The sequence below is a fragment of the Comamonas sp. MYb396 genome (assembly GCF_037479555.1).
GTDB lineage: Bacteria > Pseudomonadota > Gammaproteobacteria > Burkholderiales > Burkholderiaceae_C > Comamonas.
In genome coordinates this window covers 17,968-43,469 of sequence record NZ_JBBGYU010000014.1, presented here as the reverse complement: position 1 = coordinate 43,469, position 25,502 = coordinate 17,968, and the positions used below count along the sequence as shown (strand labels likewise).

The following is a 25,502-nucleotide window of genomic DNA, read 5'->3' as shown; positions in this document are numbered from 1 at the left end:
GCCGGCCGCGCCAAGCCTTGTCGTACTCCTGTACTGCCTGCGGCTTGACGCCTAGTCTCAACCGCAAACCTTCGGTTTGCTGGGTCGTGTTAGCGGCTCTTAGTAGTAGCCCATAGCAAGCGCTGCAATTTCGTTCAATACAAGGCATGCGGCAGCCGCCACCATGCAAGGCCATTCCCCGCCTGGTCCTTTTGCATGCAAGAGTTTTTGCTGATCGCCGCCGCCCATTTTCTGGCGCTGCTCTCCCCTGGTCCTGATTTCTTTCTGATCGCCCGAACCTCGCTGGCCAGCGGTTGGCGCAGCGCCGGCGCCGCCTGCCTTGGTATCGCGCTGGCCAATGGCGTGTTTATCGTCATGGCCTTTGCCGGTGTCGCCGCGCTCCAGCCGGGCAGCCAGTTGTTCACCCTGCTGCAGCTGGCCGGCTGCGGTTACCTGCTCTACCTGGGCCTGCTGTTTATCCGCCATGCGGGTAAATGTGCGCTGGGTGTTGCGGCCAGCCCGGGCCAGGCTGCGCCTGCCCGCACCAGCTGGCGCCGCGCCGCCGGCATGGGTTTTCTCTCCGGCATCCTCAACCCCAAGAATGCGCTGTTCTACGCCAGCCTGGCCGCCATGCTGACGGGCCCGCATGCCAGTGTGGGCTGGAAGCTGGTGTACGGCAGCTGGATGTTCAGCATCGTGCTGCTCTGGGATCTGCTGATTGCCGCGCTGATCGGCAACCCCGCCGTGCTGCGGCACTTTGCGCAGGCACTGCCGTGGCTGGAGCGCATCTCTGGTGGGGTGTTGATCGTGCTGGCTTTGGGGGTGATCGCGGCGCTGGGGCTGGGTTGATGGCAGCACAGCCATTCCAGCTCCCACATTGTTCCGGCCACCGAACATTGAATTCGCGCCTGGCGCGTTGATCGCGCAGAGCGGCGTTCCTAGAATTTCTCCATCGACGGACATCGCCGCCGCAACGAATCTGGGCCTGCATGCAAGCCCACACATTTGGGGCTGGGGTGATGGCCTTTTCCTCACCTTGACCGGTGGTCGCCAGCGGTCCCCGCAACGGACAGCTGCGCGCCGCCCAGGAGCACGCGATGGCGAACGCCCTTCTTGACAACCAACCGGCCGGCTATGTGCCGGACAAAGTCTGGACGCCAAAAAACCAGTACGGCGGCACCTTTGGCAGCATCAACCAGCCGGTATCCGGCGCCCGCTTTGAGCGGGCCCTGCCGGTGGGCAAACACCCGCTGCAGCTGTATTCACAGGGAACGCCCAACGGCCAGAAGATCACCATCCTGCTTGAAGAGCTGCTAGCCGCCGGCCACAGCGGCGCCGAGTACGACGCCTGGCTGATCGACATCTTCAAGGGCGAGCAGTTTGGGAGCGGCTTTGTCAGCCTCAACCCCAATGGCAAGATCCCGGCGCTGGTGGACCAGAGCACCGACCCGGTCACCGAGGTGTTCGAGAGCGGCTCCATCCTCGTCTACCTGGCCGAACGCTTTGGCGCCTTTTTTCCCACCGAGGGCCGGGCACGCACTGCCACCTTCAACTGGCTGATGTGGCAAATGGGATCGGCCCCGTTTGCCGGTGGCGGTCTGGGCCATTTCTATGCCTATGCGCCGCTCAAGATCGAGTATGCGATCGACCGCTATGCGATGGAGGTCAAGCGCCAGCTGCATGTGCTCGATACCCATCTGGCCACGCACGAATACCTGGCCGGCGACCAGTACACCATCGCCGACATGGCCGTGCTGCCCTGGTACCCGGGCAGCCTCTACGGCGTCTACAACACGCATGAGTTCCTCGCGGTGCAGGATTACCAGCACCTGCTGCGCTGGTACCAGAAGCTGTGCGAACGGCCCGCCGTAGCACGCGGCCGTCGCGTCAACCGCCTGTCGGACAAGCCCGGCGAGTTTTTGCGCGAGCGCCATGCCTCCAGCGACTTTGAAGCGCTGAGTCCCAACCCCTAAGCCCGTCGCGGCCTCCCGCTGGATGCAGCCGGTTCGGCACGGGCCATCACCCTCCTCACCCACCCACAGGGTCCATCAGGCCCTGAGGCCGCCGCATGCGCGGGGCTCAGGCCCGGACACCGCTCTCTTCTTTCACGCTACACCACCAAGACATTTATGAAACTGTATTACGCACCCGGCTCCTGCGGCCTGGCCTCGCAAATCGCGATGCAAGAGGTTGGCCAGGCCTATACGCTGGTCAAGGTCGATTTCAAGACCAAGACCACTGCCGAAGGCGACTACCTGAAGGTGTCACCCAAAGGCTTTATCCCCGTGCTGCAGATGGACGACGGCGACCAACTGACGGAGGGCGCCGTCATCCTGCAGTGGATTGCGGACCAGCACCCCGACAGCCAGCTGCTGCCCGCCTTTGGCAGCCGTGCCCGCTACACGGCACTGGAGTGGCTCAACTTTGTGGCCAGCGATCTGCACAAGGGCATGGCGGTGATGTTCTCGCCCTTTCTGGACGAGGCGACCAAGCAGCGTTTTGCCGAGGGCAATTTGCGCAGCAAGTTCCAGTACATCGACGAGCACCTGCGCCAGAACGACTATGTGCTGGGCGAGCGCTTCTCGGTGGCCGATGCCTATCTGTACAACGTTCTGTCCTGGCCGCACCGCGTGAACATCGACATGGCCGGCTACCGCCATATCGCCCGGTTCATGCAGCGCATGGCGCAGCGCCCCAGTGTGCAAGCGGCGCTGAAGGCCGAAGCCCTGGCAGCTCAGGGTTGACACACCGCCACGACGATCCCGAGCAAGCGCAGCAGCGCTTGCTTTTCAACCCTTGGAAAGAGCTACACCATGATGCAAGACTGGAACCACTACCGCGCCTCCCTGCTGGAGCGCGTGGGCGACTTTGCCCAACACAGCCCCGATGTGCTGCGCGGCCTGGCGACCATGGACCATGCGGCCACCAAGACCGGCCAGCTGGCGCCCAAGATCCACGAACTGATCTCGCTGGCCGTGGCCGTTACCAGCCGCTGCGATGGCTGCATTGCCGTGCACACGCAAAAGGCGGCCGAGGCGGGCGCCAGCGTGCAGGAGATTAGCGAAGCGCTCGGCGTAGCCATTGCGATGAATGCCGGCGCCGCGCTGACCTATTCGGCGCGGGTGATCGAGGCCTTCCAGCAGCTGCCGCAAAAATAGCGCTGGGCCATTCAGCGCAAAGTGGCACCGCAGGCAGCACGCCCCAAGGCGCCTGCTGGCTCAGCGCAAGGTGGCATGGTTGGCAAACAGCTGCGCCACCCAGTCGACAAACACACGCACCTTGGCCGACAGGTGGCGGTTCTGCGGGTAGACCACGTGGATGGGCAGCGGCTCATTGGTCCAGTCTTCGAGGATGGACTGGATGCGGCCATCCTGGAGCATGGGTGCGAGCAGAAAGTCGGCCATCTGCACAATACCCAGCCCGGCCAGGCCGGCGGCGGTGTAGGCATAGCTGTCGCTCAGCGCGATATGGCTGGACAGGGCGACCTGGATCTTTTCGCCATCGCGCTTGAAATACCAGTCAAACACCTTGCCGGTGCGCGCCGAGAAGTAGTTGACGCAGCGGTGCTGCGCCAGGTCATTGGGGTGCTGGGGCCGGCCATGGCGCTGGAGGTAGTCCGGCGATGCGCAGGTCAGGTAGTGCATGGTGCCCACGCGGCGCGCAATCAGGCTGGAGTCGCTCAGCTTGCGGCCACCGCGAATGGCGCAGTCCACGCCCTCTTCCATCAAATCCACCTGGCGGTCACTGCAGCCCAGCTCGACCTGGATATCGGGGTAGAGCGCCATGAAGTCCGGCAGCGCCGGGATGATCAGCTCGATCGCCAGGCCGGTCGGTGCATCGATGCGCAGCCGCCCGGAGGGGCTGACCCGCGTTTGCACCAAGCAGTCTTCGGCATCGCGTACATCGGCCAGAATGCGCATGCAGCGCTCGTAGTAGGCGGCGCCTTCGGCCGTCACGCTGACATGCCGGGTCGTGCGGTTGAGCAGTTTGACCGACAGCGAGGTCTCCAGCCCCTGGATCAAGGTGGACACCGTGGCCTTGGGCAGCTTCATGTTCTCTGCAGCGCGCGTGAAGCCGCCGCAGTCGACCACCTGCACAAAGACCTCCATCGCCTGAAACTTGTTCATCTTGCACTCTCCAAAGATCCGCCCTTGGCAGGGCCCTTGTATACGCCAGATGCGATGTTTACCGCGTTGGTGCCAATGATAAATATCTGAACAATGAATTGACTGTTCAACACCGCGAACAATCTGCTCCGCTGTGCAGCAGCGCTGTGCATCTCTGCCCTCTGAATCAGGCTCGATCGGCAGCGCGGTTGCTGCGGGGCCAACCCAGCTGCTCCTGGCTGACCAGTTCGCTGACCCAGTCCACAAAGGCCCGCACCGTGGGCGAGAGGTGGCGGTTTTGCGGGTACAGCACCGACAGCGGGGCCGCCGGCGCCGCATAGTCGGTCAGCACCTGGCGCAGGCGCCCGCTGATCAAATGCTCCCGCACCATATAGCTGCCCGGCCGGATGAGGCCCAGGCCATCAAGGCCGCAGGCCACATAGGCATCGGTGTCGTTGACGATCAGGCTCTCCGCCATGCGGATGAAGCGCAGCTCCCCATCGACCAGAAAGTCCCACTCCAGCGAGCGCGCGGTGCGGGCCGACAGGTAGCCTACCGCATGGTGCCGGGCCAGGTCCTCCAGGGTCTGCGGTGTGCCGTGCTGCTCCAGATATTCCGGTGAGGCGCAGGTCACCCAGTCAAAGGCCGCAATGCGCCTGGCCACCAGCGTGGGCGAGTCTTCCGGCGTGCCAGCGCGGATCACGCAGTCGATGCCCTCCTGCACCAGCTCGACGGTGCGGTCGGATACGGTCAGGGTCAGCTCGATATCGGGGAAGCGCTCCAGAAAATCCTTGATCGCGGGCAGCACCACCAGCCGGGCCAGCGACAAGGTCATGTCTACCCGCAAGCGGCCGCGCGGCCGGGCCGCACCACCGGCAAAGCTGGCTTCGACCGCTTCGATGTCGGCCAGCAGCCGGCGGCAGTGGTCAAAGTAAAGCGTGCCATCGGGCGTGAGGCTGATGTGGCGCGTGGTCCGCTGCAGCAGGCGCACGCCCAGAAAAGCCTCCAGCTCCTTCACAGCCCGTGTCACGCGCGAGGGCGGCAGCGACAGGCTGTCGGCCGCCCGCGTGAAGCTGTGCATCTCGACGACACGGGCAAAGATCTGCATCGATTGAAGGCGGTCCATGGCGCTTGTCCCGGCTGGGGTTTTATTGCATTAAACGCAATAAGTATAAGTTTGCAGGCGAATTAATGGCATGGGCAGTGGGTTTTCAAATCCATGCAGGAACTATTATTCCAAATTAGGCAATAAACTAAACCAGATTTTGGGCTAGATGTTTGGGGGTGCGCAGCCCACACTGCAGGCCGTTCAACTACGGCGAGAAGTCGCATGAAACCCCTGAAAAAGCACCCCTTGGCAGCGCTGGCGTTGGCGGCCATTTCGGTCGCCAGCGCCGGCCTGGTTCTGACCAGACACGGCACACACGCCCACGCCGAAGCGGCGGCCGCGCCACCGCCCACCGTCACCTACAAGCCGGCGCTGCAACGCCCGGTATCGGATGCCCAGGACTACACCGGCCGCCTGGAGGCGGTGGACGTGGTCGATGTCCGCCCCAAGGTGCCGGGCACCTTGATGAAGGTCCACTTCAAGGACGGCCAGCATGTCCGCCAGGGCGATCTGCTGTTCAGCATCGACCCGGCACCGCTGCAGGCCCAGTTGCAGCAGGCACAGGCCAACCTGGCGGGCGCGCAGGAGCGCCAGCGCCTTGCCAACAGCGAGCTGGCCCGGGGCCAACGGCTGATGGAATCGGCCTCGATCGCGCGCCGCGAATTCGATGCCCTCGACAATGCTGCGCGTGAAGCCGCCGCCGCACTCAAGGGCGTGCAGGCCGCCGTGGCCCAGGCGCAGTTGCAGCTGGGCTATACGCAGCTGCGGGCACCGATCACGGGCCGCATCTCGCGTGCGGAAATCACCGCCGGCAATGTGGTGGTGGCGGGCGGCGACGCAACCCCGCTCACCCGTATCGTCTCGGACGGCAAGCTCTATGCCGCCTTCCATGTGGACGAGCAAAGCTATCTGCGCATCATTGCGCCCTCGCTGCGCAGCGGCGCGCAGCCAGCAGTCAGCGTCGGGCTGGCCAACGATGCAGGTTTTCCGCATGCCGCCACCATCGAGGCGCTGGACAACCAGATGGACACCCGCTCGGGCACCGTGCGGGTGCGCGCCCGCATCGCCCAGGCCAGTGCCGAGATGCTGCCCGGACTGCAGGCCCGTGTGCGCCTGCAAGGCGGCGCGGCCTACAACGCCATCATGGTGGACGAGGCCGCCGTCAGCACCGACCAGGACCGCAAGTACGTGCTGATCGTCAATGCAGAGAACAAGGTGGAGCGCCGCTTTGTCGAGCTGGGCGCGCTGCAGGGTAAGGAGCGTGTGCTGCGCAGCGGTGTGCCCGCCGATGCCAAGGTCATCGTTGATGGCGCCTACCGCGCCCCGCCCGGCACCACGGTGACCGCGGTTGCCGCTGATGCCGCTGACGGCCCGCAGGCCGCATCCAGCCCAGCAGCGACGGGAGAGCGGTCGTGAACATCTCCAAGTTCTTCATCGACAGGCCGATCTTTGCCTGTGTGCTGTCTGCGCTGATCTTGCTGGCCGGCATCGTGGCCGGCTTCAACATGCCGGTGTCGGAATACCCGCAGGTCATTCCGCCGTCGGTCGTCATCCATGCGCAGTATCCCGGCGCCAATGCCAAGACCATCGCCGAGACGGTGGCAGCGCCGCTGGAGCAGTCCGTCAATGGCGTGGAAGACATGCTCTACATGGAATCCAAGGCCAGCGGCGATGGCCATCTCTACCTCACGGTGACCTTCAAGCTAGGCACCAACCCGGACCGGGCCCAGCAGCTGGTGCAGACCCGCGTGTCGCAGGCGCAGGCCCGGCTGCCCGAGGATGTGCAGCGCCTGGGCGTGACCGCCGTCAAGAACTCGCCCATCATCACCGTGTCGGTGCACATGGTCTCGCCCAAAGGCACCTATGACAACAACTACATCAGCAACTACGCGATTTTGCATGTCAAGGATCGGCTGGCGCGCATTGCCGGTGTGGGCGAGGTGGCGATCTGGGGACCGGGCGGCTATGCGATGCGCGTCTGGCTCGACCCGGCGGCCCTGGCCGAGCGCGGCCTGAGTGCCAATGATGTCGCCAGCGCGATCCGGCGCCAGAACATCCAGGCAGCGGTGGGCACCATCGGCAGTGCCCCTGCTGCAGCCGACACCGCGTTCCAGCTCAACGTCAACGCGGACGGGCGCCTCAAGTCGCCCGAAGAGTTCAAGAACATCATCATCAAATCCGATGCGCGCGGCGCCATCACCCGCCTGGGCGATGTGGCCCGGGTGGAGCTGGGCGCTGAAGACTATGGCATCCGCGCCACCCTGGACAATGCGCCGGCCGTGGCGGTGACCGTGCAGGAGGCGCCCGGCGCCAACTCGCTGCGCATATCGCGCGAGGTGCACCAAGCCATGGAAGAGCTGGCCAAGGACTTTCCGGAGGATGTGGTCTACCGCATCGTCTATGAACCCAGCCGCGCCGTCCAATCCGGCATCGATGCCGTGGTCAAGACCTTGTTGGAGTCGGTGGCACTGGTGGTGCTGGTGGTGTTTCTCTTTCTGCAGACCTGGCGCGCCTCGGTCATCCCGCTGCTGGCCGTGCCGATCTCCATCGTGGGCACCTTCAGCTTCCTGCTGCTGGCCGGCTACTCCATCAATACGCTGTCGCTGTTTGGTCTGGTGGTGGCTATCGGCATTGTGGTGGATGACGCCATCGTCGTCGTCGAGAACGTGGAGCGCAATATTGCACGCGGCTTGGGCCCGCGCGAGGCCACCTACCAAGCGATGCGCGAGGTGAGCGGCCCCATCATCGCCATTGCGCTGACCCTGTCTGCGGTGTTTCTGCCGCTGGCCTTTCTCAGCGGGTTGACGGGCGAGTTCTACAAGCAGTTCGCGGTGACCATTGCGATCTCGACCTTGATCTCGGCGGTCAACTCGATGACCTTGTCGCCCGCACTGTCGGCGCTGCTGCTCCAGCCCCATGGTGCCGCGCCGGATGCCGTCACCCGCATCACGCAGCGGCTGTTTGGCCGCTTCTTTGCCAGCTTCAACCGCCACTTTGAGCGCGCATCGGAGCGCTATGGCCAAGGCGTGGGCGGCGTGCTCAAGCGCAAGGGCGCCATGCTGCTCGTGTATGCAGCGCTGCTGGCTGCCACCTGGTGGCTCACCGGCCATGTGCCCGGCGGCTTTGTGCCCCCACAGGACAAGGAATACCTGGTCAGCCTGGCGCAGTTGCCCGAGGGCTCGACCCTGGACCGCACCGAGGCCACGATGACGGCGATGAACGAGGTGGCCCTCAAGCACCCGGCCGTGCTGGGCACCTCCAGCTACAGCGGGCTGTCGATCAATGGCGTGACCAAGAGCTCCAGCACCGCGCTGAGCTTTGTGCTGCTCAAGCCCTTCAACGAGCGCCAAGGCTATAGCGCCAACCAGGTCGCCGCCGATCTGGGCCAGGAGTACCGCAAGATCGGCCATGCCTTTACCGGCATCTTCCCGCCGCCTCCCGTCTATGGACTGGGCACGCTGGGCGGCTTCAAGCTGCAGATTGAGGACCGCGCCGACCTGGGCTATGAGGCGCTGTACACGGCCACCCAGGCCTTCATCAAGAAGGCGGCTGAGGCGCCCGAGCTGGGGCCGTTGTTCTCGACCTACACGGTCAATGTACCGCAGCTGAAGATCGACATCGACCGGGCCAAGGCGCAGCAACTGGGCGTCGATACCCCGGCGGTGTTCAGCACCTTGCAGGCCTTCCTGGGTTCCTACTACGTCAATGATTTCAACTTTCTGGGCCGCGTCTACCAGGTGCGCATGCAGGCGGACAGCCCCTTCCGCTCCAAGCCCGATGACATCGGCCAGCTGCATGTGCGCAGCGAGTCGGGGCAGATGGTGCCACTGGCCTCGGTGGCCACAGTCAGCCAGACCTATGGGCCCGACCAGGTCGTGCGCTACAACGGCTTCACCGCGGCCGACATTGGCGGCAGCCCCGCGCCCGGCTATTCGTCCGACCAGGCCATGGCGGCCATCCAACGGATTGCGTCCGAAACCTTGCCACCCGGCATGGGCTTTGAGTGGACCGACCTGACCTACCAGCAGATCATTGCCGGCAACAGCGCGGTCTGGATCCTGCCACTGTGCGTGCTGCTGGTCTTCTTTGTGCTGGCTGCCCAGTACGAAAGCCTGAGCCTGCCTCTGGCCATCATCCTGATCATCCCGATGGGCATTTTCTCAGCGCTGCTGGGCGTCTGGTTGACGGGCGGCGACAACAACATCTTTACCCAGATAGGGCTCATCGTGCTGGTGGGGCTGTCCGCCAAGAACGCGATCCTGATCGTGGAGTTTGCGCGTGAGCTGGAGATGGCAGGCCGATCCACGCTCCAGGCTGTCATCGACGCCTGCCGCCTGCGGCTGCGCCCCATCCTGATGACCTCGCTGGCGTTCATCATGGGCGTGATACCGCTGGTGCTGTCCTCCGGCGCCGGTGCCGAAATGCGTCAGGCCATGGGCATCTCGGTGTTCTTCGGCATGCTGGGCGTGACGCTGTTCGGCCTGTTCCTCACCCCCTTGTTCTATGTGCTCGCCCGGGCACTGGGCAGAGGCCGGCCCCTGCATTCGGCTACGCCCCACTCTGCACCAACACTGGTGCACCACACCGCTGAACTGAAACCTGCGGAGGGCCAGCCATGAGCCGCCTTTTTGCCACCATCCAACACACCGCGCAGCTTGGCACACGCGCCGTGGCCACAGCCATCAGCCTGTTGCTGCTGGCAGCCTGTTCACCGTTGCCCACTGAACATCGCCCGGCACTGGCGATCCCTGCGAACTACCGGGAGGCCAGCGACACATCCGCAGCGGCACTGCCGCCCCCGACCAGCTTGGGCCGCTGGAAGCCGGCCGAGCCCGCCGACCAGCAAGCGCCCTCGTCCTGGTGGGAGGTCTTTGAGGACCCGGTGCTGCTGGCGCTGGAGCAGCAGGCCCTGCAAGCCAACCCCGATGTCAGCATCGCCATGGCCCGGCTGCAGCAGGCCCGCGCGCTGGCATCGCGCAGCGAAGCGGCGCGGACGCCGGAGATCAACGCCAGCGCCAGCTACAGCCGCCAGCGCACACCGGGCGCTGCGGCAGGCCGCGAAGACGGAGCACCCGGCACCAGCCAGTCGCTGTGGCAGGCACAGGCCTCGGTGGCCTATGAACTGGATGTCTTTGGTCGCGTGTCCTCCAGCATTGCGGCCGCGCAGGCGGACAGCGCCCAACAGCAGGCCCTGGCGCACCAGATGCTGCTGCTGGTGCAGGCCGATGTGGCGACGACCTACTTCCGGCTGCGCCAGCTGGAGGCGGAACTGCGCCTGCTGCGCGACACCGTCCAGCTGCGCGAAGACGCCGCAGGCTTGCTAGACCGCCGGCTGAGTGCTGGGGCGGTAGCGCCCTTTGTCGCCGACCAGGCCCGCACCGAAGTGCTGACGGCCCGCGCCGAGCAACTGGCGCTGGAGCAACAGCAAGCGCTGGCACTGCATGCGCTGGCCATCTTGCTGGGCCAGGCGCCGGCCAGCTTTGCGCTGGCGCCACTGCCCCTGGCGCCTTTCAGCGTACAACTGCCGGCGGGCCTGCCATCGGCCTTGCTGGAACGCCGCCCCGATATCGCCGCGGCCGAACGGGCCATGGCGGCCGAGAACGCCCGCATCGGTATTGCCCAGGCCGCGTTCTTTCCGTCGTTCTCGCTGACCGGTGCGCTGGGCTATGCGTCGTCGGACCTGGGCAACCTGCTGCAGTGGTCGCAACGCAGCTTTCTGCTGGGGCCGCTGCTGAGCCTGCCGATTTTTGACGGCGGACGGCGCGAGGCCGAGCTGGCCCGCAGCCATGCGCTGTACGACGAGCGGGTGGCCCAGTACCGCAAGACCGTGCTGCATGCCTTTGGCGAAGTCGAGGATGCGCTGGCCGCGATGCGAACCCTGGACCAGCGTATCGTGCACCAGCACGGCGCCGAGCAGGCCTCGTCGCGCGTCGCCCGATCGGCGCAGTCCCGCTTCAACGAAGGGGATGTTGACTACCTCGTCGTGGTCGATGCCGAACGCACGCGCCTGCGCAGCCGCCAGGCGCTGATCCAGTCCCAAGGCGAACGCGCCCGCGCCACCGTGGCGCTGGTGCGCGCGCTGGGCGGCGGCTGGCAGGCCTCATCGCTGGCCGCCGACGCCAGCGATTGATCCCGCACAGGGGCAGTGCCCGCACAGCCCCTTGCATACGCTACCGCAGCGCAGTGCCTTGTGCTTTGAAGCTTTCACAACCTGGCGCCCCGCACTCTGCGCGGGCGCTCCCCCTTCCCTTACTTTGGAGAATTTCATGTCTATTGCAGAGCTTTTCAAGCCGCTCACGCTGCGGCATGGCCCGGCGATGAAGAACCGCTTCATGCTCGCCCCACTCACCAACCAGCAAAGCGAACCCGATGGCCGCGCCAGCGCCGATGACCTGGAGTGGATACGGCAACTGTCCGAAGGCGGCTATGCCTTGGTACAGACCTGTGCGACCACGGTCGAAGCCGGCGGCATCGCCTTTGCGCGCCAGCTGGGCATTCATGGCAAGGCGCATCTGCCCGGCCTGGCCCAGATGGCAGCCCGCTTGCGGGCGGGCGGCGCCTTGTCTGCGGTGCAGCTGCACCATGCCGGGCACCGCGCCAACCCTTTGCTCGGCGGCATTCCGGCGCCGGCATCGGGCCACACCCTGCCGGGCGTGCGCGCCTTGACCACCGAGGCGGTGCAACGCATCCGCGACAGCTTTATCGCCAGTGCCCAGCGGGCCGAGCAGGCCGGGTTCGACGGCATCGCTGTGCATGGCGCCTTTGGCTGGATCCTGTCGGAGTTCATGTCCCCGCTGCTCAACGACCGCCAGGACCAGTACGGCGGCAGCTTGGACAACCGGGCACGCCTGACGATCGAGGTGATCGAAGGCATTCGCAAGGCCTGCGGCCCGGATTTTCAGATCGGCTGGCGCCTGTCGATCGAGCGCTATGGCCTGCGCCTGGAGGAGCTGCGCGACATCACCGCCGAGATCCTCGACCGAGAACTGATCGACTACCTCGATCTGGCGCTCTGGGATTCAGCCCAGACCGTGCAGGACGGTGCATGGAAAGGCAGGACCCTGCTCAGCTTGTTTACCGAGCTGCCACGCAAAGGCGTGCGGCTGGGCGCTGCCGGCAAGATCATGAGCGCCGAGCGCGCCGGCCAGCTGCTGGATGAGGGCTGCGACTTTGTCTTGGTCGGCCGCGCCAGCATTTTGCAGCGCGACTTTCCAAAGCAAGTGCAGGCCAACCCGCATTATGAAAGCCCGCGCATGCCAGTAACCGCGCAGTACCTGCGGGATCGGGGTCTGAGCGAGCGCTTTATCGACCACATGCGCGGCTGGCAGACCTTTGTGGTGCATGGGTCTCCGTAGTGCTTGGCCTGGGTCCGCTGGTCAGCAGGTTACGTCAGCCAGCACACGGATGCGGACCAGGCCTGTGGCGCGACGGAGCGCTGGGGCGCTCGGGGATCGGTAGCTTCGCAATCTGTGCCAGCAAGACCTCGGCCAGCGCCGTCAACATAAAGCCTGGTCGCAACGCCCACTTGTGGCGCCTATACCCATCAGGCAGCCAAAGACCGCGACCGCAGCGTATCGCAGTAAGCCAGGCATAGAGAGATCCAGCAAGCCGATACGATGCAGGATGCCACGATGTCCGAGAAATAGTGCGCGCCCAGGTAGATGCGACTGAGGCCCACCAGTGCCACGATGCCCATCAGTGCAAAGCCCAGGCATAGACGCGAACTCCAAGCTAAAGAGCTTCTCAGGGTCATGCACAGGGCCCAGCCCACGACAATGCCTGCAGACAGGGTATGGCCGCTCGGGAAACCAAATCCGTGGGCGGAGACCAGCGGCTCCAAAGCTGGGCGCGTGCGGTGGAATGCCGCTTTCAGGATGAAATTCAGCGGCGCAGCGCCAATCAAGAGTGCAGCCGACTCGCCCACCAATCGCCACTGGCGACGGATGATGGGGAAAGCAAGGGCTACCAGCGCCACCAGGACCAGGAGTGGCGTCTGGATCCGATGCATGGCCAGCATGAGCCCATGCAGTTGCGCATTACCGATGCTTCTGAGCTTCTTGATCAGGACCAGTTCTTGCGCCTCTACACCCGGATTGATAACGAATGCGGCCAGGATCAACAGGCTGAGCCCCAAGAGCCCGGACAGGAGCAAGAAACGCTTGGAGGTGGATAAAGCCCCAGGCCACGGAGTCGTGGCGTGGAGGCTTCTATCGGCAGCAGGGAGCTCAAGCTGCATGAGAGGTCCTTTCAGGCCGGAATGTGCAAGGAGCCGGTTCATCCCGGCTGGGTGCCTTGCGCGGCCCGCCCGCCATTCTCTGGACCATCCGAGACGGCCTGATGACTGTCTCGCTCATTTTCGTTGCCAACGACAGCGACAGCTGATCGGCGGTGCCTGATGTGCCTGAGCTTGGTCGCTGAATAGGCCTCAGGTGAAGGTGGCGTCGTGACGCGACGTCGCTCCCGGCTTCGCGTGACGACATTGATGGAAGCGGGAAAAGCCCGAAAAACGAAAAAGCCTCAGAGTATTTCTACTCTGAGGCTTGACGTTTTGGTGCGGCTGGCAGGAATCGAACCCACGACCCCTTGGTTCGTAGCCAAGTACTCTATCCAGCTGAGCTACAGCCGCTAATTATCGATGCTATGGCGGAGAGGGAGGGATTCGAACCCTCGGTACGTTTGCACGTACGCCTGATTTCGAGTCAGGTACATTCGACCACTCTGCCACCTCTCCGCAGCGCCGAAGCTGAAATTATAGCAGGCAATTTGCGGGTCTCGGGAAGAAACGCAGATTTCTTGGAAATTGTGATGTACAAGAGGGTGCCCATCACCAGCACGGGGACCATGGCGGCTGGTGACGGGCACGCACTGCGAAGATGCTCTCCGGTGCCTGGGTCTCTGTAGCTACTACCCTGGCTAGACCAGGGATGGGTGAGTTGGAGGGGTGGAGCTGACGAGTACCACCTGGGACAACGAGCAGTCTCCACCCTCAACAGGTCAGCGCATTCTGGAGCGGCGCAAGCCCATCGCGGTGAAGCCGGCCATAACCAAGGACAGCAGTGCAAGTGCCCATTGGCTGAGCGAAGGCACTGGTGTGGGGATCGCAGTCGGGGTGTTCTGCTTGACGAGCGTGTTTGTGATGGCCAGCGTCAAGTTGCCTCCCAATGGCACAGGCCCAGTCGCTGCGGGCAGCGTGGCAGCTCCCCACCCATAACCACTGGGCGCAGCAGGCAACGCACCCTCTGCTACTGAGCAGGTGCTGCCAGCAGTAACCGTGATCGGATCGGCTGCGCCTGCATTGTTCACGACGGCGATGCTGCCTTGCTGGCTGAGGTCGGGCGAGACACAGGTGAGCGTGAACGGAATGCTGCCACTAAATGCCGGAGCACCCTCAGGGCCCACGACCGTCTTGGACACCTGTACCGTGCCCGTATTAGCCTGGGATTGCAGGTACCAGTTGTTGCCCACCTTCCGCAGTTGATACGCATACTGGCCCGCTACCACCGAGCCTCCTGCCAGTGCAAATGTCCCATCCGAGTTTCCATCAACTTGCACAACCAGTATTCCGTCACCCGTGGTTGCGGCGCCCGTACCGGCTAGGTTGCGCACATCCAGCAGGGCACTACCACTGGTGTCGCCAGTAATGTGTATCTGGTCTGTTGGAGAGCTGGAGTCGCCGAGGGCGGTGTCGAGACGCACAGTGCCGCCGCTGCCCGCGTGCCCGCCATCTACGGTGAAGGTGTCACCGGTTTGCGGCGTAGTGCCGCTGAGGTCCACCAAACCTGAGATATTGTTCACATTACCAATCACGGTACGCGAGGCGCTGGCTGCAGCAAGAGTGCCATTGCCTTCCAAATTCAGGGAGGCTAGTGAGGCGTCTGCAGTCAGGTTCCAAACGGCAGCGTCGGCTAGCGTTACTGTCAGAGCGCTGGCAGAGTCCTGCGCGCTGGTGCCAGTGTAGTTACCACCACTGGCTCGGAAGCTGGGCTGCGCGCCCGTCGCGGCACTCCATAAGGTGGTGGCAGTGACGGTGGCATTTGTCAAATTGGTAGTAGGACTTATGGCGCCTGAATAAGCGAATCCTGTCACCGCCGTCATCGCCAAGCCATTTCCTGCCACCAGTGGCGAAATATGGGCACTGGAGATGCTGACCGCAGTACCTGTCGGATGATTAAGTGCAGAATCCGGACCCATACTAAGGGTCGCGTTGCCTTGGATGTTAGCGGCTGAAGCGCCCCCGCTGCCTACGTCTATACGCAGCCAGCCATTGATCGTAGATTGTGCATTTGCATTGGTGAGAAAGCCCACCGATCCTGCACCATCCACACGAATCTGAGTGTTGCCGGAGCCTAGCAGCCGGGCATCTCCTGTCAGCACGCGGATGCCAGTGGCCCCTGGGTCACTCGGCGCACCTGGATCGGGAGGTGCTGCCGGGCGGGCGCCAAAGTCGATGTTGGCGCTGTTGTATCGAATGGTGCCACCGCCCTCGGCACTCAGGCCCCGATGTGTACCTGCGCCAGTATGGCGAAGCACAGTGTGACCACCAATGACCACGAGCCCGGTTGACCCATTGGCCATGATGGCACGGCGTGTTGCGCCATTGGCTGCCATGGTGACGTTCACATCACCGGCTATGTTGATGGTGCCTCCGGTGCCAGATTGCCCACCTGCCGAGATGCCATAGGAATTGGCTGCTCCCCGCTGCACAACGGTCACTGCGCCCTGCGCCACAATTTGTCCATTGGCTATAGCCGTTACAACTCCTTGCCCGCCACTCGATGCAACGTTGTTTGCATTGGCGACTACGTTGTTGGGGATTGTAAGAATGCTACCTGCATCGTTGGCCAACAAAGTGTTATTGGCGTTGCTGGCACCGGTGTAGCTGCTGCCTGTGGCGATGCAACTGTCGCCCCCCGTGGCTTGCGCCCGATCTGCGTTATCAATGCAAGCAGCTTGCGCCAAGGGCGTAATGAGAACCGTACTTGTAACAATGCTTGCGACACATGAGATAGACCGAAGATGAGAGCGTAGAACAGCGGGCTGAGAAGGCATCGTGCTAAATCCTCTGGAAGTTTATGGACGCAGCACAGTTTAAGATGATGAGAAGAAATTCGAAATCTTATATCGATATACGACTGTTAAATATTCACAATTATTTAGATAAATCTCGTTCTATTTATCCTGCCTCATTCGTTAGCAGCCTTCCAATGAAAAAGTCTTGACCGCAACCAATTAGTAAAAATCGAGTTTCTTGCGAACAGACGCATTGGTCAAGCCATCATCCCGAAGACAGCGTAGGCCTGCGCCTCTCCCGTTTCCCCAGACGATTTTTTGCCCCTCAAGACTGCCGTGACTATGTCCTGCACATTGGCGCGTTCACGAACAACAGCGCGCTTGGGCGTTGTGTTCGGCCTCCCTCAGGCCGCACCAACCTGGTTCTTGTAACACCTGCTCCAGTTAGCTGCCACCCGCACGCCCCTCGCTCCAAACCGAAAAGTACACCTGCCACCTGCGCCACCTGGGGCCCCTACCTCAGCATCGGCTACCAGCCATCGCTTCAAAACAGCTAAAGCACACCTCATGCAAAGCGCTTTGGGCGGAGCCATTCTCCTGGGTACCCATTTGCAATGGTTTGAGCTCGAATTGTTCGAGACGGGTGTTGCTCAGATAGCACTTTCTTGCTTCCCCTCAGATGCTGACGCTGTGGGAGGAAGACTTTAAACAGACCTGAAGACGCGACAAGCATTGACGAGGACCTGGTCATGCCAGATCGCTTGTCCCAGCCGTGACCGCGTTGGCGGAGCTCCGTTCTTATGCTTGCATCCGTCACATGACAATCCCGTGACGCTTTCAAGAGGCTCAGCCCCCACCCCATGACTACGATGAAAAAAACCTTGTTGGCCGTTGCCGCTGCTGCGGCCCTTTCCCTGTCCGTATCGGGCTGCTCCGACAGCAGCGCCTCCTCGCTGCGCTACAACGCCACGCTCGACCAGGCTTCGCAGGCCGAGAAAGCAGCAGTGCTGCAGACGCTGCAGGAGCTGGTCAATATCGAGACGGGTACCAATGACGCCATCGGCATTCCGCAGATGGGCAACTACCTGGAAGCGCGCCTGCAGGCGCTGGGCGCCAATGTGGTGCGCCACAAGGCAGAAGCGGGTGTCGTGGGCGACAACATTGTCGGCACCTTCCAGGGCAGCGGCACCAAGAGCCTGTTGCTGATGGCGCACATGGATACCGTCTACACCCGAGGCATTCTGGCCACGGCCCCCTTCAAGGTGGAAGGCGACAAGGCCTATGGCGCGGGCATTGCCGATGCCAAGGGCGGCATCGCCGTGATTCTGCACAGCCTGGGTTTACTGAAGGCGCAGAACTTCAGCAAGTTCAAGACCATCACGGTGATGTTCAACACCGATGAGGAAAAAGGCTCCTTCGGCTCGCGCGACCTGATCCAGCAGTTGGCCGCGTCACATGACTATGTGCTGTCCTACGAGCCTTCGGGCCTGGAAGAAGGCTTTGGCACCGCTACCTCGGGCATTGCCTATGTGCAGGCGGTGGTGCATGGCAAGGCATCGCATGCAGGCGTGGCGCCAGAGGCGGGCATCAATGCGCTGACCGAGGCCTCGGCCCTGGTGCTGCGCACGCAGGACATCCAGGACAAGGCCAAGGAACGCGGCTTCAACTGGACCACGATGACCGCTGGCGGCAGCGCCACCAACATCATCCCGGACAAGGCCGTGGTCAACGCCGACGTTCGCTATGGCAAGAATGAAGATCTGGATCTGATGAAGGGCATGCTGGACAAGGCCGCATCGGTGCCGCATGTGCATGGTGCCACCATCGATATCAACCTGACCCGGGGCCGGCCCGCCTTCAACGCCACCGACGACGGCGTCAAGCTGATCCAGAAGGCCATCACCATCTATGCCGATGTGGGCGGCAAATCCGAGATGTACACCACGCGCGGTGGTGGTGGATCGGATGCCGCCTATGCCGCACTGTCGGGCAAGCCGGTGATTGAAGGCCTGGGCCTGCCTGGCGCCAACTACCACTCCAACCTGGCCGAGTATGTGCTGACCGAGCCGATCGCGCGGCGTCTCTACCTGTCGGCACAGCTGATCTCCGATCTGGGCCAGGGCATGTAAGCAGCCCAGCCCGCCTCTGCTCTCCAGGCGCCAGCCAACACTGGCGCCTTTTTATTTGTGGCATCCATCGCGAGCAACCACCCTTTGGATGCAGCGCCAGCACTGGCGAAAAAAGACGACGCCGCCGGTGCCTGCCCGCGTACGCGGTAACAGCGTGCCAGGCAGCCACTGCGGACTATCATTGCCAAGTCAGCGGGCAGCCTCGGCATGCATGCAGGCGCTGCCCGCCCCGAGCTTCAGAGGAGTCATGCCATGTTCTCGATGAGTGTTCCGTGGTGGGAGTTTGTGGTGCGCGGCTTTGTCGTTTACGCGTTCCTGCTGGTGTTCTTGCGGCTGACCGGGCGGCGCCAGATTGGCCAATACGATCCCTTCGATCTGATCTTGCTGCTGATCCTGTCGAACGCGGTGCAGAACTCGATGAACGCGGGCGATAACTCGCTGATCGGCGGGCTGATATCGGCCACGACCCTGATCGCCTGCCACTCCATCGTCGCGCAGCTGAGCTACCGCAGCAGGCGGGTGTCGCGCTGGGTCGATGGGATCCCCAAGCGCTTGATCTCCAACGGCCAGGTCAACCGCCAGGTGATGGATGCCGAGCTCATCACCAGCGATGACCTGAAAGCGGCGCTGCGCGGCGCAGGCTGCCTGCACACCTACGAGGTGGAGCAGGCGACGATTGAGACCAATGGGCAGATAACGATTGTGCTGCGCAACCGCGACAGCTCCTCGGGAGCGTCGGATGCAGTCTAGGCCTTGAGCTGTTCGCGCAGTTTGAACTTCTGGATCTTGCCCGAGGGCGTGGCCGGCATTTCTGCAAGCACCACCAGGCGTTCGGGCAGGTAGTGGGGCGCCAGCTTCTGCGTCCGCAAGAAGTCGGTCAGGTCAGCCAGCGCCGGCTCGACTGCGCCAGGCTTGGGCACAATCACCACGCAAGCCCGCTCGCCCAGGCGCTCGTCCGCATAGGCCACCACCGCGGCCTGTGCTACGGCCGAGTGCTTGTAGAGCAGTGCCTCCACCTCCACCACCGGAATGTTCTCACCGCCGCGGATGATCACATCCTTGCTGCGGCCGGTGATGCGGATATAGCCCTGCGCATCCATGCGCGCCTGGTCGCCGGTGTCGAACCAGCCATCAGCAGTGGTGGCGTTGAGATGCGGGCGTTTGAGATAGCCGCCAAAGTTGGAATTGGCCCGCACCCACAACTGGCCGATCTCGCCGCGTGGGCGCTCCTGGCCCAGGTCGTCCAGCACCTTGACCTCGGCGCCGGGCAAGGGCAGGCCATCGGTCTCCACCGCGCGCTGCGCGCCATCGCCGGGCAAGGTGGTGGTGACGGCGCCATTCTCCGACATGCCCCAGGCCGAGATGATCTGCGCGCCCAAGGCGGCTTGCGCCTGCTCCACCAAGGGGCCGGGGATGGGCGCGCCGGCACACAAGAATGTGCGCAGGCTGGGCACCGCCCCGCTGGCAGCCACTTCGCGTGACAGATCGGCCAGAAACGGCGTCGATGCCATCGTGAACGTACAGCGCCATTGCCGGATCAGCTGGGCGGCGGTGGCGGCGTTCCACACGTCCAGCAGCACCGCCGTGGCGCCCAGCATCACCGGCATCATCAGCCCGTACATGAAGCCGGTCTGGTGTGCCATGGGCGATGCCATCAGCACCACATCGTCACGCCCCAGCGCCAGGCGCTCGGCATAGGCATGGATATTGGCCATCAAGGTATTGGACGAATGCATCACCCCCTTGGGCTCACCCGTGGTGCCACTGGTGTAGATGAGCTGGGTGATGGCATCGGGCAAGGCCCGGTGTGAGCCCAGGATCTGCGCGGCATCGGCATCGCGCTCCCACGCAGGCTGGGTCAGCAACGCCTCAAAACTGTCTGCGCCGGCACCACCGATGGCGACCACGTGCTGGAGCTGGGGTAATTGGGGCTGAATGCCTTTGAGCATCGCCTCGTAATCGACATGGCGAAAGTCCTTGAGCACCACGACCAGCTTGGCTTCCCCGTGGCCCAGCATGAACAGCAACTCGCGCTCCCGAAAAATGGGCATCAAGGGATTGAGCACCGCGCCGATGCGTGCGCATGCCAGGTACAGCACCGTGAACTGCCAGACATTGGGCAACTGGCAGGCCACCAAATCGGCAGGCCGCACACCCAGCCGCCACAAGCCGATGGCCACCCGGTCGGCCATGCGCGCCAGCTGCGCGTAGTTGAAGGACTGCGCAGCGCCCTCGCCCGTGCGCTGCGCCACCAGCGCGAGCCGGTCGGGCCACTGCTGCGCCGCCTGGTCCAGCGCATCGTTGATGGTGGTGTCACGCCACCAGCCCTGGCTGCGCATCTGCGCACGGCGCGGCGCCAGCAATACGGCATCAAATTGCATGCTTGTCTCCTGTGGGTTGGGGCTCCGCGCTTGTTGGCTGCGCTTGGGAGCGAATCACGAGGCTATGCCGGCACGGCCTGCCTGCCCGCCCGGTCGCGGGCAATGATGGTCTTCATGATCTGGGCCGTGCCATCACCGATCTGAAAGCCCAGCACATCGCGCAGGCGCTGCTCCATCACGCCCCGGTCGTAGCCGCCATGGCCCAACATTAGGAGGCACTGGTGGATGCAGTCATAGGCCAGCTTGGGGGCCCACCATTTGCACATGGCCGCCTCGGCGCTGTGGGGCCTGCCCTGGTCCTTGAGCCACAGCGCCTGCAGGCACAAAAGGCGCGCGGCGCTGACCTGCGTATCAAAATCCGCCAGCGGGTGCGACACCCCCTGAAACGCCGACAGGGGCTTGCCAAAGGCCTGGCGCTGGGTGACGTGCTGCCAGGCATCGTCGAGCGCCGCACGCGCCACGGCCAGCACCTGCAGGCCGATCAGCGCGCGCGAATAGTCAAAGCCCTGCATCACCTGCACAAAGCCCTGGTTCTCATCACCCAGGCGGTGCGAGAGCGGTACACGCACGTTGTCGAAGAACAGCGAGCCTCGGCCAATGGCGCGCTGGCCATGGCAATCAAAGCGGCTGCGCGTGATGCCAGGTGCATCCATGGGCACCAGCAACGCTGTCACGCCATGCGCGCCCGATTCCACCGTGCCGGTGCGGCCAAATACCACGGCGATATCGCACTGGTCTGCGGCAGAGATCGAGGTTTTCTCACCATTGAGCACATAGCCCTCCGCATCCCGCTCGATGCGCAGGCGCAGGCTGGCGGCGTCGGAGCCGCCCCGGGGCTCGGTCAGCGCAATCGCGCACAGCGCCTCGCCCGCCACCATTTTTTGCAACCAGGGCCCCGCCACATCCGGCTGGCCATGGGCGGCCAGGATCTGCGCATTGAGCGATGCCAGCAGTGGCACATAGGACATGCTCAGATCGGCACGTGCCAGCTCCTCATGCACCACGCCAGCGGCCAGGCAGCCCAGGCCCTGGCCGCCCAGCTGCTCGGGCAGCTCAGGGGCAATCAGGCCCATCGCGCCCATCTCGCGCATCAGGCTGCGGTCCAGCACCCGGGTGCGGTCGCGCTCCAAAAAGCCCGGCGCCACGCGCGCATCAGCAAACCGGCGCACCGATGCCGCCAGGCTCATCAAGTCATCGTTCAGGTACGGATTCATGGGCACCTCTTGCGGCAGGCTGCGTTACTTGGCGTGTTTGCGGAAATCGGGCTTGCGCTTCTCCCTGAGCGCAGCCACGCCTTCGCGCGACTCATCGGTGTCGTAATACAGCTTGAGCGCATACATGCCCATGCCGGCAATGCCCGCCTGGTGCGCGGTGTCCATGTTGAAGCTGCGCTTGGCAATCGCAATCGCGGTGGGGCTGCGCTCGCAGATGGTCTCGGCCCATTCCTGCACGGTGGCATCGAGCTGCTCTGGCGCCACGCAGATATTGGCCAGGCCCATGGCGACCGCCTCCTCGCCCGAGTAGCGCTTGTTCAGGTACCAGATCTCGCGCGCCTTTTTCTCGCCCACCACGCGCGCCAGGAACGCCGTGCCATAGCCCGGGTCCACCGAACCCATCTTGGGGCCCACCTGGCCAAAGACGGCCTTGTCCGAGCAGATCGTCAGATCACAGATGGTGCACAGCACATTGCCGCCGCCAATCGCATAGCCCTGGACGCGAGCGATTACGGGCTTGGGCACATTGCGGATGGCGTCGTGCAGCTCTTCCATCGGCAGGCCGATGGTGCCACGGCCATCGTAGTTGCCATCGTGGGCCGACTGGTCGCCACCGGTACAAAAAGCCTTGTCGCCCGCGCCGGCCAGCACGATGCAACCCACGCTTTTGTCATAGCCCGCCTTGTTCAGCGCGCGGATCAGCTCGTCGCAGGTGGTGCCGCGAAAGGCATTCATCTTCTCGGGCCGGTTGATGGTGATCCAGGCCACATGGTTGCGCACGTCGTAGAGGATGTCTTCGAATTCCATACCAGTCTCCTTGTGATTGTTGGGGGCCTTCAACCTGCCATCGTCAGGCCACCCGATACGCTGATGACCTGGCCGGTCACATAGGCGGCATCGGCGGAGGCAAAGAACAGGATCGCGCCGGGCAGGTCCTCGGGCCGGCCGATGCGGCCCAGCGGAATCGCACGGGTAAAGGCCTCGAGCAGCTTGTCGGGGTTGCCCGCGCCCTCCTTGTAGCTGGCGAACAAGGCCGTGTCCGTGGGGCCGGGGCAGACCACGTTCACGGTGATGTTGTGGCGGGCATGCTCGCGTGCCAGGGTTTTGGACAGCGCCACCAGCCCGCCCTTGCAGGCGGCATACACCGCCTCGCCCGAGGAGCCCACGCGCGCCGCGTCAGACGCGATGTTGACGACACGCCCCGCCTTGCGCTCTGCCATGCGCGGCAGCACCGCATGGTGCATGTGCAAGGCGCCCACCAGGTTGATGGCAATCAGCTGCTGCCATTCACTCTCATGGGTCTTGGTGAAGGGCTTGAACACATCCCAGCCAGCGTTGTTGACCAGCACATCAATCGCAGCCCATTGCTCGGCCTGCTGCACGGCGGCATCGACGCTCGCCCGATCGGTGATGTCGCAGGCCAGCGCCTGCGCCAGACCGCCGGCCGCTGCAATCGCATCGGCCACCGCCTGCGCGGCGCCCAGCTGCTTGTCGAGCACGGTCACCCGGGCGCCTTCGCCGGCAAAGCGCTTGCAGGTGGCCCCGCCAATGCCGCCACCGCCACCGGTTACTACAACATGTTGCCCATCAAAACGTGCCATGATTCCACCTTTCTTACGCATTGCATCGTTTAATTAGACAATATATTTACACAAATGCCAGGCCATGGCAATATCCCGATCATGAGCAAAACCGCCAAAACACCTAGAGAAAACCCGAACCAACTGCGCACCGATCTGGCCAATCGGCTGTACTTCAAGCTCTACCAATGCGCCAACATGTTGCATAAAACAGGGACCAAGGCGGTCGAGGCCCAGGGCCTGACCACACAACAGTGGGCGGTGATGGGCGCGCTGTCGCGGCCCGAATCCGCGCAGGGCATGGGCATGGGCGACCTGGCCCGCTACCTGTTGGTGAGCCGCCAGAACCTGACCGGCCTGCTCTCACGCATGGAGGCCGCCGGCTATGTGCACAGCGTGCCCGACCCGGCGGACAAACGCTCCCGCCTGGTGCAATTGACGCCAGCCGGGCAACAGGTGTGGCAGCACGATGCGGCTGAGTCGATTGGCCGCTATTACGAGCAGGCGCTCGAAGGGTTCTCGAGCAATGACATGGTCCACACCCTGCACTACCTGCTCAAGCTGCTGGACAACATGAAGGCGATTGATGCGCAGCAGAATGCGGGTAAGGAAGAGAGCTGAGCGCCGAAATACCCGAACCCGCGCAGCTTCAAACACCGAGGCCGCCTATGCCGTACAAAACAGCTCGACCGCATGGCACTAGCCTGATTTTCAATAACCAGTACCGCTGACAGTGCCCTCACTCCAATACCCAATTCGATAACGCTCTGCCTGGGTGATTGATAAATCAACAATCAGTAACCATCGCAATGAACAATAACTGCCATCTCGCCATAGCCACATGCCACACTCGCGGGTTGTCAAAATCCATGAGGGATGGAATACATGCTCGGAAAAATAGAAAGTGCGCTGCTGTACCTGATGCGCCTGGTGATGGTGGTACTGGTGTTGTTCACCTTGTTCAACTTTGCGCTGTGGAGTTGGGAGGCTGCGCACAAACCCACACCGGGTACTGCCGCCGAAGATATGCACCCAAACCGTGACTGGGCTGCGCTCAAAATCAGCGAAGAAGAACTCAAGAAGATTACCTATTCTGACTTTGGCTATGACGATACCAACCAGACCCTGAGCGATGCCAAACTGGCCGCCGACCCTGCGGTAGTAGCGGCCTTTGCCGAGGTAGACGCGGTATTGCGTGCCGCGATCGAGCGCGACCCTGCGCAGCGTAAAAAGCTGGAGCGTGATAACGACGAGCCAGGCCTGGCACCCGTGCAGGCACTACCCGCGCTGGTGGAAACCATGCAGGCCAAAGAGCGGGCCAGCCAGGAGATGGACGCGGTAGACGCGGCGGCGGCAGCCACTGCAGCGGCCTCGGATGCGGCCGACAGCGAAGGCTGGAAACCCCAGCCCACCAGCATCGGCGAGGTGCTGCTGCAGCAAACACGCAGCATTATCAGCAGCTATGGCTATGAGGCAGGCCGCTCGTTCACGCTGGGCGCACCACAGGCGCTCAAAGCCCTGCTGGCCGACCCGCAAGTGCAAAAGGGAATCAACAAGCAAACCACGTCGATGGTGGTGACGAATCTGCTGCTCAACTATGGCATTGTGTTCAGCGCCAAGGCGGGTGAGAGCGAGATGTCAACAGCCAAGCCCAGCTGGCTGGAGCGCCTGATCGAGCCCAGCAATCTGCTGGTGTTCACCGTGCTGCTGTGGTCGTTCGTGTTCTTGATGATGATCGTGGTCTTCCTGCGCGTGGAACGTCATCTGCGCACCATGTCGCAGGACGGTAAGGCACTGGCTCAGCGCTCGTCCTAGACTAAAACGCCATTGTCCGCCAGCGACCACCCGTCAACCGGCGCACACTGAGACGGAAGAATCCTGGAGAGCGCAAGCTCTCCTTTTTTCTGGCGACCTTAATTGGGTGGGAGAACTGCCACTCCGGGTACCGAAAAGAAGTACATGGCGGAGACTCCGGTGCGCCGTCCAAGCGCAGGG

Annotated in this window: 20 protein-coding genes and 2 tRNA genes; 12 read left to right on the top strand and 10 right to left on the bottom strand. The window is 63.4% G+C overall.

The window, feature by feature from the left end; genetic code table 11:
- Positions 1-195 precede the first annotated feature (195 nt).
- The 4 genes from WH265_RS23620 (at position 196) to WH265_RS23605 (ending at position 3,137) form a co-directional block, all read left to right on the top strand.
- Positions 196-828: a LysE family translocator gene (locus WH265_RS23620; protein WP_339559856.1), complete on the top strand. Its 633-nt coding sequence runs from the start codon at positions 196-198 to the stop codon at positions 826-828.
- Positions 829-1,076: 248 nt separating this feature from the next.
- Complete coding sequence (yghU, locus tag WH265_RS23615) at positions 1,077-1,952, top strand: glutathione-dependent disulfide-bond oxidoreductase (protein WP_339559855.1); 876 nt, start codon at positions 1,077-1,079, stop codon at positions 1,950-1,952.
- A gap of 156 nt (positions 1,953-2,108) precedes the next feature.
- Positions 2,109-2,723 (top strand): glutathione transferase GstA, encoded by a 615-nt coding sequence (gstA, locus tag WH265_RS23610; RefSeq protein ID WP_339559854.1) that lies wholly within the window; start codon positions 2,109-2,111, stop codon positions 2,721-2,723.
- A gap of 69 nt (positions 2,724-2,792) precedes the next feature.
- On the top strand, positions 2,793-3,137 hold the full coding sequence (locus WH265_RS23605; protein ID WP_339559853.1) for a carboxymuconolactone decarboxylase family protein: 345 nt from the start codon (positions 2,793-2,795) through the stop codon (positions 3,135-3,137).
- Positions 3,138-3,197: 60 nt separating this feature from the next.
- On the opposite strand, the gene WH265_RS23600 is transcribed toward WH265_RS23605, so the two are convergent.
- Entirely contained in the window at positions 3,198-4,106 is a 909-nt protein-coding gene (locus WH265_RS23600) for a LysR family transcriptional regulator (RefSeq protein WP_339559852.1), read from the bottom strand.
- Positions 4,107-4,272: 166 nt separating this feature from the next.
- On the bottom strand, positions 4,273-5,211 hold the full coding sequence (locus WH265_RS23595; RefSeq protein ID WP_339559851.1) for a LysR family transcriptional regulator: 939 nt from the start codon (positions 5,209-5,211) through the stop codon (positions 4,273-4,275).
- Between the two features lie 204 nt (positions 5,212-5,415).
- Here WH265_RS23595 and WH265_RS23590 point away from each other — a divergent pair, with 204 nt between their 5' ends.
- The 4 genes from WH265_RS23590 to WH265_RS23575 all read left to right on the top strand — a co-directional run bounded on the left by WH265_RS23590 (position 5,416) and on the right by WH265_RS23575 (position 12,548).
- On the top strand, positions 5,416-6,609 hold the full coding sequence (locus WH265_RS23590; RefSeq protein ID WP_339559850.1) for an efflux RND transporter periplasmic adaptor subunit: 1,194 nt from the start codon (positions 5,416-5,418) through the stop codon (positions 6,607-6,609).
- Positions 6,606-9,812 (top strand): efflux RND transporter permease subunit, encoded by a 3,207-nt coding sequence (locus WH265_RS23585; RefSeq protein ID WP_339559849.1) that lies wholly within the window; start codon positions 6,606-6,608, stop codon positions 9,810-9,812. Before WH265_RS23590 ends, WH265_RS23585 begins: the two co-directional genes overlap by 4 nt.
- A complete protein-coding gene (locus WH265_RS23580; RefSeq protein WP_339559848.1) occupies positions 9,809-11,323 on the top strand; it encodes an efflux transporter outer membrane subunit in 1,515 nt (504 codons plus the stop codon). The genes WH265_RS23585 and WH265_RS23580 overlap by 4 nt, the downstream gene beginning before the upstream one ends.
- A 136-nt stretch (positions 11,324-11,459) precedes the next feature.
- Positions 11,460-12,548 (top strand): NADH:flavin oxidoreductase, encoded by a 1,089-nt coding sequence (locus tag WH265_RS23575; RefSeq protein ID WP_339559847.1) that lies wholly within the window; start codon positions 11,460-11,462, stop codon positions 12,546-12,548.
- Between the two features lie 188 nt (positions 12,549-12,736).
- On the opposite strand, the gene WH265_RS23570 is transcribed toward WH265_RS23575, so the two are convergent.
- The 4 genes from WH265_RS23570 to WH265_RS23555 all read right to left on the bottom strand — a co-directional run bounded on the left by WH265_RS23570 (position 12,737) and on the right by WH265_RS23555 (position 16,152).
- On the bottom strand, positions 12,737-13,429 hold the full coding sequence (locus WH265_RS23570; protein WP_339559846.1) for a phosphatase PAP2 family protein: 693 nt from the start codon (positions 13,427-13,429) through the stop codon (positions 12,737-12,739).
- A 313-nt stretch (positions 13,430-13,742) separates the two neighbouring features.
- A tRNA-Arg gene (locus WH265_RS23565) sits at positions 13,743-13,819 on the bottom strand.
- Between the two features lie 15 nt (positions 13,820-13,834).
- Positions 13,835-13,924, bottom strand: a tRNA-Ser gene (locus tag WH265_RS23560).
- Positions 13,925-14,187: 263 nt separating this feature from the next.
- Positions 14,188-16,152, bottom strand: a complete 1,965-nt coding sequence (locus tag WH265_RS23555) for an IPTL-CTERM sorting domain-containing protein (protein ID WP_339559845.1) — start codon at positions 16,150-16,152, stop codon at positions 14,188-14,190.
- 911 nt (positions 16,153-17,063) lie between these two features.
- On the opposite strand from WH265_RS23555, the gene WH265_RS23550 reads away from it, so the two are divergent.
- Both WH265_RS23550 and WH265_RS23545 read left to right on the top strand, forming a co-directional pair.
- The gene (locus WH265_RS23550) at positions 17,064-18,332 is read left to right on the top strand and encodes a glutamate carboxypeptidase (RefSeq protein ID WP_339559844.1); all 1,269 of its coding nucleotides are present in this window, start codon (positions 17,064-17,066) and stop codon (positions 18,330-18,332) included.
- A 252-nt stretch (positions 18,333-18,584) separates the two neighbouring features.
- A complete protein-coding gene (locus WH265_RS23545) occupies positions 18,585-19,082 on the top strand; it encodes a DUF421 domain-containing protein (RefSeq protein WP_021027972.1) in 498 nt (165 codons plus the stop codon).
- Here WH265_RS23545 and aliA read toward each other — a convergent pair.
- The 4 genes from aliA to WH265_RS23525 form a co-directional block, all read right to left on the bottom strand.
- Positions 19,079-20,713, bottom strand: coding sequence for a cyclohexanecarboxylate-CoA ligase (gene aliA, locus WH265_RS23540; RefSeq protein ID WP_339559843.1), 1,635 nt, complete (start codon positions 20,711-20,713; stop codon positions 19,079-19,081). The genes WH265_RS23545 and aliA overlap by 4 nt on opposite strands.
- 62 nt (positions 20,714-20,775) lie before the next feature.
- On the bottom strand, positions 20,776-21,927 hold the full coding sequence (aliB, locus tag WH265_RS23535; protein ID WP_339559842.1) for a cyclohexanecarboxyl-CoA dehydrogenase: 1,152 nt from the start codon (positions 21,925-21,927) through the stop codon (positions 20,776-20,778).
- 24 nt (positions 21,928-21,951) lie between these two features.
- Positions 21,952-22,734 carry a 2-ketocyclohexanecarboxyl-CoA hydrolase gene (gene badI, locus WH265_RS23530; RefSeq protein ID WP_021027969.1) on the bottom strand — a complete coding sequence of 261 codons (783 nt, stop codon included), beginning with the start codon at positions 22,732-22,734 and terminating at the stop codon, positions 21,952-21,954.
- A 29-nt stretch (positions 22,735-22,763) separates the two neighbouring features.
- Positions 22,764-23,528 carry an SDR family oxidoreductase gene (locus WH265_RS23525; RefSeq protein WP_339559841.1) on the bottom strand — a complete coding sequence of 255 codons (765 nt, stop codon included), beginning with the start codon at positions 23,526-23,528 and terminating at the stop codon, positions 22,764-22,766.
- 81 nt (positions 23,529-23,609) lie between these two features.
- On the opposite strand from WH265_RS23525, the gene WH265_RS23520 reads away from it, so the two are divergent.
- Both WH265_RS23520 and WH265_RS23515 read left to right on the top strand, forming a co-directional pair.
- The gene (locus WH265_RS23520) at positions 23,610-24,128 is read left to right on the top strand and encodes a MarR family winged helix-turn-helix transcriptional regulator (protein ID WP_312988412.1); all 519 of its coding nucleotides are present in this window, start codon (positions 23,610-23,612) and stop codon (positions 24,126-24,128) included.
- Between the two features lie 264 nt (positions 24,129-24,392).
- Entirely contained in the window at positions 24,393-25,322 is a 930-nt protein-coding gene (locus WH265_RS23515) for a hypothetical protein (RefSeq protein WP_339559840.1), read from the top strand.
- The last annotated feature ends 180 nt before the right edge of the window (positions 25,323-25,502 follow it).

Bases quoted from the DNA above. Each gene is read 5' to 3' on its own strand.
- WH265_RS23620 (WP_339559856.1), top strand. From the start codon at position 196: ATGCAAGAGTTTTTGCTGATCGCCGCCGCCCATTTTCTGGCGCTGCTC.
- yghU (WP_339559855.1), top strand. From the start codon at position 1,077: ATGGCGAACGCCCTTCTTGACAACCAACCGGCCGGCTATGTGCCGGAC.
- gstA (WP_339559854.1), top strand. From the start codon at position 2,109: ATGAAACTGTATTACGCACCCGGCTCCTGCGGCCTGGCCTCGCAAATC.
- WH265_RS23605 (WP_339559853.1), top strand. From the start codon at position 2,793: ATGATGCAAGACTGGAACCACTACCGCGCCTCCCTGCTGGAGCGCGTG.
- WH265_RS23600 (WP_339559852.1), bottom strand. From the start codon at position 4,106: ATGAACAAGTTTCAGGCGATGGAGGTCTTTGTGCAGGTGGTCGACTGC.
- WH265_RS23595 (WP_339559851.1), bottom strand. From the start codon at position 5,211: ATGGACCGCCTTCAATCGATGCAGATCTTTGCCCGTGTCGTCGAGATG.
- WH265_RS23590 (WP_339559850.1), top strand. From the start codon at position 5,416: ATGAAACCCCTGAAAAAGCACCCCTTGGCAGCGCTGGCGTTGGCGGCC.
- WH265_RS23580 (WP_339559848.1), top strand. From the start codon at position 9,809: ATGAGCCGCCTTTTTGCCACCATCCAACACACCGCGCAGCTTGGCACA.
- WH265_RS23575 (WP_339559847.1), top strand. From the start codon at position 11,460: ATGTCTATTGCAGAGCTTTTCAAGCCGCTCACGCTGCGGCATGGCCCG.
- WH265_RS23570 (WP_339559846.1), bottom strand. From the start codon at position 13,429: ATGCAGCTTGAGCTCCCTGCTGCCGATAGAAGCCTCCACGCCACGACT.
- WH265_RS23550 (WP_339559844.1), top strand. From the start codon at position 17,064: ATGACTACGATGAAAAAAACCTTGTTGGCCGTTGCCGCTGCTGCGGCC.
- WH265_RS23545 (WP_021027972.1), top strand. From the start codon at position 18,585: ATGTTCTCGATGAGTGTTCCGTGGTGGGAGTTTGTGGTGCGCGGCTTT.
- aliA (WP_339559843.1), bottom strand. From the start codon at position 20,713: ATGCAATTTGATGCCGTATTGCTGGCGCCGCGCCGTGCGCAGATGCGC.
- aliB (WP_339559842.1), bottom strand. From the start codon at position 21,927: ATGAATCCGTACCTGAACGATGACTTGATGAGCCTGGCGGCATCGGTG.
- badI (WP_021027969.1), bottom strand. From the start codon at position 22,734: ATGGAATTCGAAGACATCCTCTACGACGTGCGCAACCATGTGGCCTGG.
- WH265_RS23525 (WP_339559841.1), bottom strand. From the start codon at position 23,528: ATGGCACGTTTTGATGGGCAACATGTTGTAGTAACCGGTGGCGGTGGC.
- WH265_RS23520 (WP_312988412.1), top strand. From the start codon at position 23,610: ATGAGCAAAACCGCCAAAACACCTAGAGAAAACCCGAACCAACTGCGC.
- WH265_RS23515 (WP_339559840.1), top strand. From the start codon at position 24,393: ATGCTCGGAAAAATAGAAAGTGCGCTGCTGTACCTGATGCGCCTGGTG.